This window comes from Salinibacterium sp., from assembly GCF_031364185.1.
Lineage (GTDB): Bacteria > Actinomycetota > Actinomycetes > Actinomycetales > Microbacteriaceae > Rhodoglobus.
Map to the genome: position 1 here is coordinate 1 of NZ_JANLVV010000022.1, position 7,878 is coordinate 7,878.

9 protein-coding genes are annotated in these 7,878 nt (G+C 66.8%); 7 read left to right on the plus strand and 2 right to left on the minus strand.

Annotated features, from left to right (window positions below; all coding sequences use genetic code 11):
• From RMN95_RS01330 to RMN95_RS01345, 4 genes are all read left to right on the plus strand, one after another.
• Positions 1-196 (plus strand): hypothetical protein (locus RMN95_RS01330; RefSeq protein ID WP_309615166.1); only part of this gene is annotated, 196 nt, incomplete at its 5' end.
• Entirely contained in the window at positions 180-428 is a 249-nt protein-coding gene (locus tag RMN95_RS01335; RefSeq protein ID WP_309615167.1) for a hypothetical protein, read from the plus strand. The genes RMN95_RS01330 and RMN95_RS01335, both read left to right, overlap by 17 nt.
• A gap of 426 nt (positions 429-854) precedes the next feature.
• A complete protein-coding gene (locus RMN95_RS01340) occupies positions 855-1,064 on the plus strand; it encodes a type II toxin-antitoxin system VapB family antitoxin (protein ID WP_309615168.1) in 210 nt (69 codons plus the stop codon).
• Positions 1,061-1,498 (plus strand): PIN domain nuclease, encoded by a 438-nt coding sequence (locus RMN95_RS01345; protein ID WP_309615169.1) that lies wholly within the window; start codon positions 1,061-1,063, stop codon positions 1,496-1,498. The genes RMN95_RS01340 and RMN95_RS01345 overlap by 4 nt, the downstream gene beginning before the upstream one ends.
• Before the next feature lie 115 nt (positions 1,499-1,613).
• On the opposite strand, the gene RMN95_RS01350 is transcribed toward RMN95_RS01345, so the two are convergent.
• A complete protein-coding gene (locus RMN95_RS01350) occupies positions 1,614-3,680 on the minus strand; it encodes a RecQ family ATP-dependent DNA helicase (RefSeq protein ID WP_309615170.1) in 2,067 nt (688 codons plus the stop codon).
• 25 nt (positions 3,681-3,705) lie between these two features.
• Positions 3,706-4,332 carry a thermonuclease family protein gene (locus tag RMN95_RS01355; protein WP_309615171.1) on the minus strand — a complete coding sequence of 209 codons (627 nt, stop codon included), beginning with the start codon at positions 4,330-4,332 and terminating at the stop codon, positions 3,706-3,708.
• Positions 4,333-4,504: 172 nt separating this feature from the next.
• Here RMN95_RS01355 and RMN95_RS01360 point away from each other — a divergent pair, with 172 nt between their 5' ends.
• From RMN95_RS01360 to RMN95_RS01370, 3 genes are all read left to right on the plus strand, one after another.
• Complete coding sequence (locus RMN95_RS01360) at positions 4,505-6,127, plus strand: DUF222 domain-containing protein (RefSeq protein WP_309615172.1); 1,623 nt, start codon at positions 4,505-4,507, stop codon at positions 6,125-6,127.
• 254 nt (positions 6,128-6,381) lie between these two features.
• The gene (locus RMN95_RS01365; protein WP_309615173.1) at positions 6,382-7,074 is read left to right on the plus strand and encodes a MazG family protein; all 693 of its coding nucleotides are present in this window, start codon (positions 6,382-6,384) and stop codon (positions 7,072-7,074) included.
• Between the two features lie 534 nt (positions 7,075-7,608).
• Positions 7,609-7,878: ATP phosphoribosyltransferase regulatory subunit (locus RMN95_RS01370; protein WP_309615174.1), on the plus strand; the 270-nt coding region annotated here is incomplete at its 3' end.

Genomic DNA, 7,878 nt, shown 5'->3' on the forward strand with positions numbered 1-7,878 from the left:
GCCACTCGCACGTCCCGGCGTCGTGCGCCCGCCGCTCGCGCGCATCCTGTCGGGAGCGGTGTGGGCATCGGGAGACAGATCTGTCGAGCTGATCCTGGCCAACTCCGACCCGGCCGACCCGGGAATCCTGTGGGGCATCAGGCGAACCAGACGAAGCCTTCGCCAACTTCTGGATCGCGTTGAAACTCGGCGGTGAACTCGCTCCCGACGAGACTGGTGACCTCATCCTGCGCGGCTTCGCGTTCGCCGCCTACCGGCAGTACCGCGACACCGGGGCGTGGACAACGCCACCCGTCGAGCAACTCTGCGACGTGATCGGGGCGATCGGTGGCCCGGTTCGGGTCATCACCGTGGACGCCGGGCTCGAGGCATCCATTCAGGCAACCTGCCCAGAAGTGGATGCCCGGGTGGAGGTCGCGCGCGTCTAGCTGCCGCGCCGCTGCTCTAGCCAACGCTGCGCCCGTGCGCACTGCGAGGTCCGTCGTTTCGGACGTCGGAGAGGTGTGCGTCGCGAATGACGACGAGTTCGGCAGCGAACGGGCCCAGCCGCCTGACCTCCCGAACCTGCTCGAGGGCAGCCGCGGCATCCAACTCGCGAGGATGCTCGCCGCGGAGCCGACCACGCGGCCGCCTCGTACGGCGAGCATCTCGAGAGAGGGATGTTCCATAAACAGACATATCAGCCCCATTCGTCAGCGCTGCACGGGCGAAGGCCTCACCTCCACATCCGGCCGAATGGCGAAGTGTTCACAGATTGCGAGCATTGACTGCGGCGCCATCCTCCTCGCGCCAGGCTGGTGACATCCCGAGCCACACTATCGACAACCGTATATATGAAACATAACATTATGTATATGAAAACTGTCATCGACCTGGACGACGAAGCGCTTGCCGCCGCGGCACGGGAGCTCGGAACATCCACAAAAAAAGACACTGTCAACGCGGCGTTGAATTTCGTCGCGACCCGGCGCGATCGTGCTGTGGCCGTTCTTGATGCAGCCCACGGTTTCGGCGTGGGGCCCGATATCGGCGACATCGACGTGATGAGCGCAGCGCGTCGATGACATTCGAGGCGATCGGCGGGCATCTTTACCTTGTCGACACGTCAGCGTTCTCCAGAGCCAGCTCGATGCCGGTGGCGGAGATTCTTACGGCACTCATCGCGGATGGGCTCGCCGCCACCTGCATTACCGTCGACCTTGAGGCCGGATACTCCGGGCGATCGGCCGACGATGTGCGCGCCATCATGCACACCCGCGGCAGCCTCTACGTGAACCTTCCCGTGACCGAGCAAATCGCTGAACGCGCGCGCCAAACCCAGCTCAGGATGGCGGCTCGAGGTCAGCATCGAGCCGCTGGCATCGTTGACCTTCTCACTGCAGCCATCGCCGAACACCACGGAGCGGTGGTGCTGCACTACGACGCCGACTTCGAACACATCGCCGCGGTGACCGGCCAACCCCAGCTGTGGATCGCGCCGCGCGGCAGCCTTGACTAGCGCGTTGCCGACGCTCTGCCGCGTCGAGCGCGCCCGTTCGGTGCGACGGCGCCTGTGCGCACGGGCGCGCTCGTGCCGAGAGGGCGCGCTCGAGGGTCCCAGCGCGGATGGCGGGTTACCGCAGCGCCAGCGTGAACGGCAGCACGCCGCCGGCCCCGGCGCGCAACAGCAGGCGCGACGCAACGGTCAGGCTCCAGCGGCTGTCGCTGAGGTCATCCACGAGCAGGATCGGCCCACCCGGCACGGCGAATGGCACCGCGAACGCGTCGAAGACCTGCGCCAGGCGGAACGCGCTATTGCCGCCCGGACCACCCTGCGGGGGAGCGGCGTATTCCAGCGACCCGAGGTACGTCAGACGGCCGGCGGCCGCCAGGCCCTGAGCCACCGAATCGATGAGCTGCGGATGGCTGCGCGACGGCATCGCCACGACGCCGACCGGGCGCTCGGCCCAGCCCCAGTCTGCGAGCACCCTGACGCACGCGGCCAGCATCGCGGGGGCGGCGGGCGCATCCACGGTTCCGGGCGCAAAGAGGGTTCTGAGTGACCCGCCCCAACCGAGGTCGGTCAGGCGGGCGAGGGCTCGGCCCTTCCGCATCCGCTCGGCCGGCGGGATGTTGCCCCGGGCGACAGATGATCCGGTCGGCCACTGCGCGCGCGGGTCGATCGGCACCCCGACGCGGTCGAGCGACGAGGTGGCCTGCGCCGTGGCATCCTGCGCCAGATCGCTTGAGAACCATGGGCCGGCGCAGTTGTCGCAGCGTCCGCACGGCGTCGCGGTGTCATCGTCGAGGGAACGCTGCAGAAAGGCCATGCGGCACCCGGATGCCCCGGCCGGCAGCGCCTCGTAGTCGAGCATGTGCTGCTGCTCGGCTTGACGCTCCGCGGCAATGTGCTCGTAGCGGTCGCGGTCGTACACCCACGCCCGCCCGGTAGACACCCAGCCGCCCCGCACCTTCTGGACCGCCCCGTCGACATCGAGCACCTTCAGCAGCAGTTCCAGCGGCGTGCGTCTGATGTTGACGCGCGCCTCCAGCGCCGGGGTGCTGAGCGGCTGGTCGCTGAGCTGGGCGAGCACGGCCTCGGCCCTCTCCTGGCTGGGCATGGATGCCGTAGCAAAGTAGTGCCAAATCGCCTCGTCTTCCGGGCCGGGCAGAAGCAGAACGTCAGCGTTCTCTGTCGCACGGCCGGCACGGCCCACCTGCTGGTAGTACGCGACCGGAGAGGATGGAGCGCCCAAATGCAGCACAAACCCGAGGTCGGGCTTGTCGAAACCCATGCCCAAGGCGGATGTTGCCACCAGCGCCTTGATCTCATTGCGCTTGAGTGCGTCCTCGGCCTGCTCGCGCTCGGCGGTGTCGGTCTGGCCGGTGTACGCGCGCACGTCGTGGCCGGCGTCGCGCAGCAGTCGGGCCGTATCTTCGGCGGCGCTCACGGTCAGCGTGTAGATGATGCCGCTGCCCGGCAGCTCGTCCAGGTGGGTCAGCAGCCAGGCGAGTCGCGCGGCGGCATCGGGCAGGCGCAGCACCCCGAGGCGCAGCGAGCGGCGGGCCAGCGGTCCGCGGATGGTGATGGCGCCGCCGAGTTGCGCCGCCACATCGCCCACCACACGCGAGTTGGCGGTCGCGGTCGTCGCCAGCACGGGCACCCCGGCGGGCAGTTCGGCGATCAGTTCGCGCAGGCGGCGGTAGTCGGGCCTGAAGTCGTGGCCCCAGTCGCTGATGCAGTGCGCCTCGTCGACCACGAGCAGCCCAGTCCGCCCCACCAGGGTGGGCAACTGCGTTTCGCGGAACGACGGATTGTTGAGACGCTCCGGGCTGACGAGCAGCACATCGACCGAGTCATCCTGCAGCCTTGACTGGATCTCGGCCCACTCATGCGGATTCGTCGAGTTGATGGCCACCGCGCGTACACCCGCTCTGGATGCCGCGGCGATCTGGTCGCGCATCAGGGCCAGCAGCGGCGACACGAGGATCGTCGGGCCGGCGCCGCGCTCACGCAGCAGCAGGGTCGCGACGAAGTAGACCGCCGACTTTCCCCATCCGGTGCGCTGCACGACGAGCGCTCGACTGGCGTCGTCGACCAGCGCGCTGATCGCCTCGAACTGGCCGTCGTGGAAGTCGGCATCCTCACGGCCGACCAGCGCCCGCAAAATCGTCAGGGCAGCGCTTCGGGTATCGGTCACAGGTCAAGTCTCCCGGTAACGACTGTCAGCATGCTCCCCACATGCCCGCGCCAGCGGCGATGGCAGCACTTTCGGCTGCCTCGATATCAGCCTGCAACAGCAGGTTTGGGGAGTACATTTCGACCTCGGCGGCGCCCTGCCTGAGCATCTCGAGGTTGATGTTGGTCGCGTCATCGCTATATATGAACAGCAACGACCGACCGTATTGGTCCAGCGGCTCAATATCGGGGATAACCCACACGTGAGTGCCCTCGGGGAGGAGAAGACGAAGCAGGTTCGTCGCCTCGTCGCCGTAGCACTCGAGGTTGTCGCCGATCTCGGGAGTATTGATGCCGAGCATCCGAACCTTGCGACCGTCATCGAGAAAAAGCGTGTCCCCGTCGTGCACGTACTCGATCGTCGCCTCAGTCGCCTGGCTCGGGATGCCACTGCCCACCGTCTCCGCGATCGGAGGGTCACCGGCCACGGGTGCCGTCACGGGCGCGGGATCCGCGGGCTGCGTCGTGCTCCCCGCTCCCCACCGCGAGGCAAGGTTCTGGCCCTGCTCGCTGAGCACGAAGTACGCCGCCAGCGCGACAGCAATCACGAGAAGCACCACCGCTGTGGCTCGAACACCTGGTCGTCGGGCGGTGGTAGGGCGACGATCTTCCATGAGAGGAGTGTGACACTTCTGCCCGCCGCGGGTGCCGCTCTCCCTTTACATAGGGATGTTCTCCACTTCCGCGAGTGGCCGTCTTCTCCTCCACAGGTCGCCTCAAAATGACTTATCCCAAGATGTGCTCAGAGCCATTGTCGAACCCCCATTCGAGGGTGAAACTGGATTCATGACCACCACCGGCGCCCCCTGTGCAGCCCCCGCTGTGCTCGCTAAGGCGCCAGTGCTTGCTGTGGCGCCGGTGACTGCTGTGACGCCAGTGCTTGCTGTGCCTGCTGTGCCTGCTGTGTTTGCTGCGACCCCAGCGCCAGCGCCAGCGCTTGCTGTGGCGCCGGTGCCGGCTCAGCTTGATGTGTCTGTTCTTGCCGCTGCGACACTGCCTGATTTGCGCAGTGCGGCTGGCATCTTCGCCACCACTGGCGCAACCATCGCGGCTGACATTGCCGCCGCCATCGCGGCCATAACCCGAGTGTCTGCCACCGCTGCCGATTACCGCGCGATGGATGACGCCACCCTGCTCGAACTCAACCGGCTGGCCAGCGTAGAGCGGCAACTTGTCGAATCCCATGCGCTCGTCATCGCGGGCGAGATTGCTTATCGATCCGCACCTGCTCTCGGCCACTCCGGACTCGCGCAGCGCAACGGCTACCGAACTCCTGAAGAACTGGTGCGCGTGTCGACTCGCTCGACCGCGCGCGACGCCTTTGCGGCCGTTCGCGTCGGGCTCCTGGCTCGGGATGCCCAGCTCGAGCCCGCGCCCACCCGGCCGTGGCTGGGCGCAGTCACGCGAGCGCTCACCGAAGGGTCCATGCCGATCGCGTCAGCCGACGCGATCCAGTCCGGGCTCGGCGAACCCACCGAATCGCTGCCGGATTCACTGCTGGCTGAGGCCACGGAGCAGCTCGTCATTGAGGCCGCCACGCTCGACCCCGACCGGCTCTTCCGTCGGGCGCGGCAACTGCGCGACGAACTTGACGAACTGGGCGTCGCTGACCGAGAGCAGGTACGCCGCGATCGGCGATCCCTGCGCTTCATTCGGCAGCCGGATGGGATGGGGCGGCTCACGTGGCTCCTCGACCCAGAGTCGGCTGCGGTCGCCGCCGAGCTCTACGACCGCGCGACCTCGCCACGCCGAGGGGGCCCGCGCTTCCAGGGCGAGGACGAGACCACGGCGGAGCGCATCCTCGGTGACGCGCGCACTACCGCTCAGCTCGCATCTGATGTGTTTCTAGAGCTACTTTGCCAGGGCTCCGCCGGCGACGACACCCAGTTGCTCGGCTCGGGCGCGCCCTCAGTGCGAGTACTCGTGACGGCGGCCGCGCTTCGATCAGGTATCGGCCACGGCTGGCTCGAGGGCCAGTCCGATCCGGTGTCGATGGAGACCGTGCAGCGCCTCGGGTGCGCCGGGATTGTGATGCCGCTGCTCTTCGATTCGGGCCAGCCGCTCGATGTCGGCCGCAGCGAGCGCCTTTTCACCTATCGACAGCGCATCACACTTGCGGCCCGGGATGGCGGGTGCCGCATTGCCGGGTGCGACAGGCCTCCATCGTGGACGGAAGCCCACCACGTCAAACACTGGGTTCGGGATGGCGGTGCTACAGACGTTGCTGACGGCATCCTGCTCTGCAGACACCACCACCAGATGCTTCACAACAATCACTGGGAAATTCGGCGGCGCGGGGCCCAATACTGGCTCGTACCGCCGCCGGATATTGACCCCGACCAGACACCGATATTCATGCCAGCCAAGAGCGGCGTCATGCGCGACCTTGAACGAGAACGCGCAAGTTGAGGGATTGCGGGCTCGGGAGAGTGCGGTGTCGTACGGTGCAGCAGTGCACGGCGCATCCCGATACAGCGCAGCCCGCTACGACGCAGCCCGCTACGACGCACTGCTGTAAGGTGTTCCCGGTAAAGCGCACCCCGGTAAGGCGCAGCCCCGGTGCGGTGCACCCCGGTGCGGTGCACCCCCCTGTCGTGCAACACCCTGCAGCCTCGTGGCGCCGCCCTGGCTCGGCCGGGCCGCTCCGATGCAAGGATTGACGAATGACCGAGCCCGTGAACCCGCCGCATCCGAAACTCGACGAACTGATCGCCGTGCTGGAGCAACTGCGAGCCCCCGGCGGTTGCGCCTGGGATCGCGAGCAAACCCATGAGTCCCTGGTGCAGTACCTGATCGAGGAGACGTGGGAGCTGGTCGACGCGATCGAGACCGGTGACCGCGCCGAGCTCATTGAAGAGCTCGGCGATGTGTTGTACCAGGTGGTGTTTCACTCTGACATCGCAGCGGAGGCGGGGGAGTTCACCCTTGAGGATGTCGCCGCCCACATGACGGCGAAGATGATCGGGCGGCATCCACACGTCTTCGGTGACGCGGTCGCCGAGACGGCGGACGACGTGATGGCCGTCTGGGATGACCTCAAGAAGACCGAGAAACCGCACCGCACCAGCGTGCTGGACGGCATTCCGCAGAGGATGCCCGCGCTCGCGCTCGCGGACAAACTACTCGGACGCGCCCACAAAGTCGGCCTCATCGACGCCAACCTGCCCGGGGCCGTCAACGTCACCGATGAAGACGAACTGGGTCCGCTGTTGCTCGCCATCGTGGCATCGGCGAAGGCAAACGGCCTCGACTCAGAGCGCGCACTTCGCTCAGCGCTACGAGGCCTGCAGCAGGAGATCCGAGAGTACGAGATCGAGACGGTAGCAGACGCCGGACTGATCGGCATGGCGGAGTAGCCCGGCCGCCACCACCACGACGAGTATCGGCACCAGCAGCCAGCAGCCAGCAGCCAGCAGCCAGCAGCCAGCACCACCAACCGCCTGCGCTGTGCCCGGTGTGAAGGACGGTGCGAAGGGCGGGCGAGGGACGGTGCTCGGGACGGTGCTGGAGATGGTGCCCGGGACGGTGGGTGGGATGGTGCCCCCTCCAACCCGAATGGAGAGGGCACCGGAGCGCAGAGTTCAACCACGATGAGAACATCGCGGGAACGACCGCACCCCAGAACCGGCAGGATTACCCGACCCACCGGTTCGTCGTTCGGAAAAGCAACACAGCTCTTCCGTGATCTGCGGTTGGATTTCGGACACACGTCAACGACACGACCGCTCCATGAGTGTACCCCGGGTTGAGTACACCTACGTGAAGGCCGCGCCTTCACCCGGGTTGAACCGATGTTCGCGACACGAGACGGGCCCACCGCGAGAGTGCCGATCATCCGAAGTTCGGAGCATCGGCAGAGCCAGGCAACAGAAGTGCGACAGAATCGTGGCATGGCATCATCCGTGACCCCCCCGCGCGGAATGCGCGACTTTCTTCCGGCCGAGAAAGCCCGGCGCGAGCGCGTGCTGGCGGTGATTCGCGACACCTACCGCGCACACGGCTTCGACGAAATCGAGACTCCGGTGATGGAAGACAGCGACCGCCTGCACGCGGGCCTCGGCGGCGACAACGAGAAGCTCGCCTTCGCTGTGATGAAGCGTGCCCTCACTTCTGATGACCTGAAAGCGGCCGCAGACCCCCTCGATCTTGCCGATCTTGGG

Excerpts from the sequence above, each read along its gene's own strand:
- RMN95_RS01345 (WP_309615169.1), top strand. The coding sequence starts at position 1,061 with ATGACATTCGAGGCGATCGGCGGGCATCTTTACCTTGTCGACACGTCA.
- RMN95_RS01360 (WP_309615172.1), top strand. The coding sequence starts at position 4,505 with ATGACCACCACCGGCGCCCCCTGTGCAGCCCCCGCTGTGCTCGCTAAG.
- RMN95_RS01355 (WP_309615171.1), bottom strand. The coding sequence starts at position 4,332 with ATGGAAGATCGTCGCCCTACCACCGCCCGACGACCAGGTGTTCGAGCC.
- RMN95_RS01365 (WP_309615173.1), top strand. The coding sequence starts at position 6,382 with ATGACCGAGCCCGTGAACCCGCCGCATCCGAAACTCGACGAACTGATC.
- RMN95_RS01340 (WP_309615168.1), top strand. The coding sequence starts at position 855 with ATGAAAACTGTCATCGACCTGGACGACGAAGCGCTTGCCGCCGCGGCA.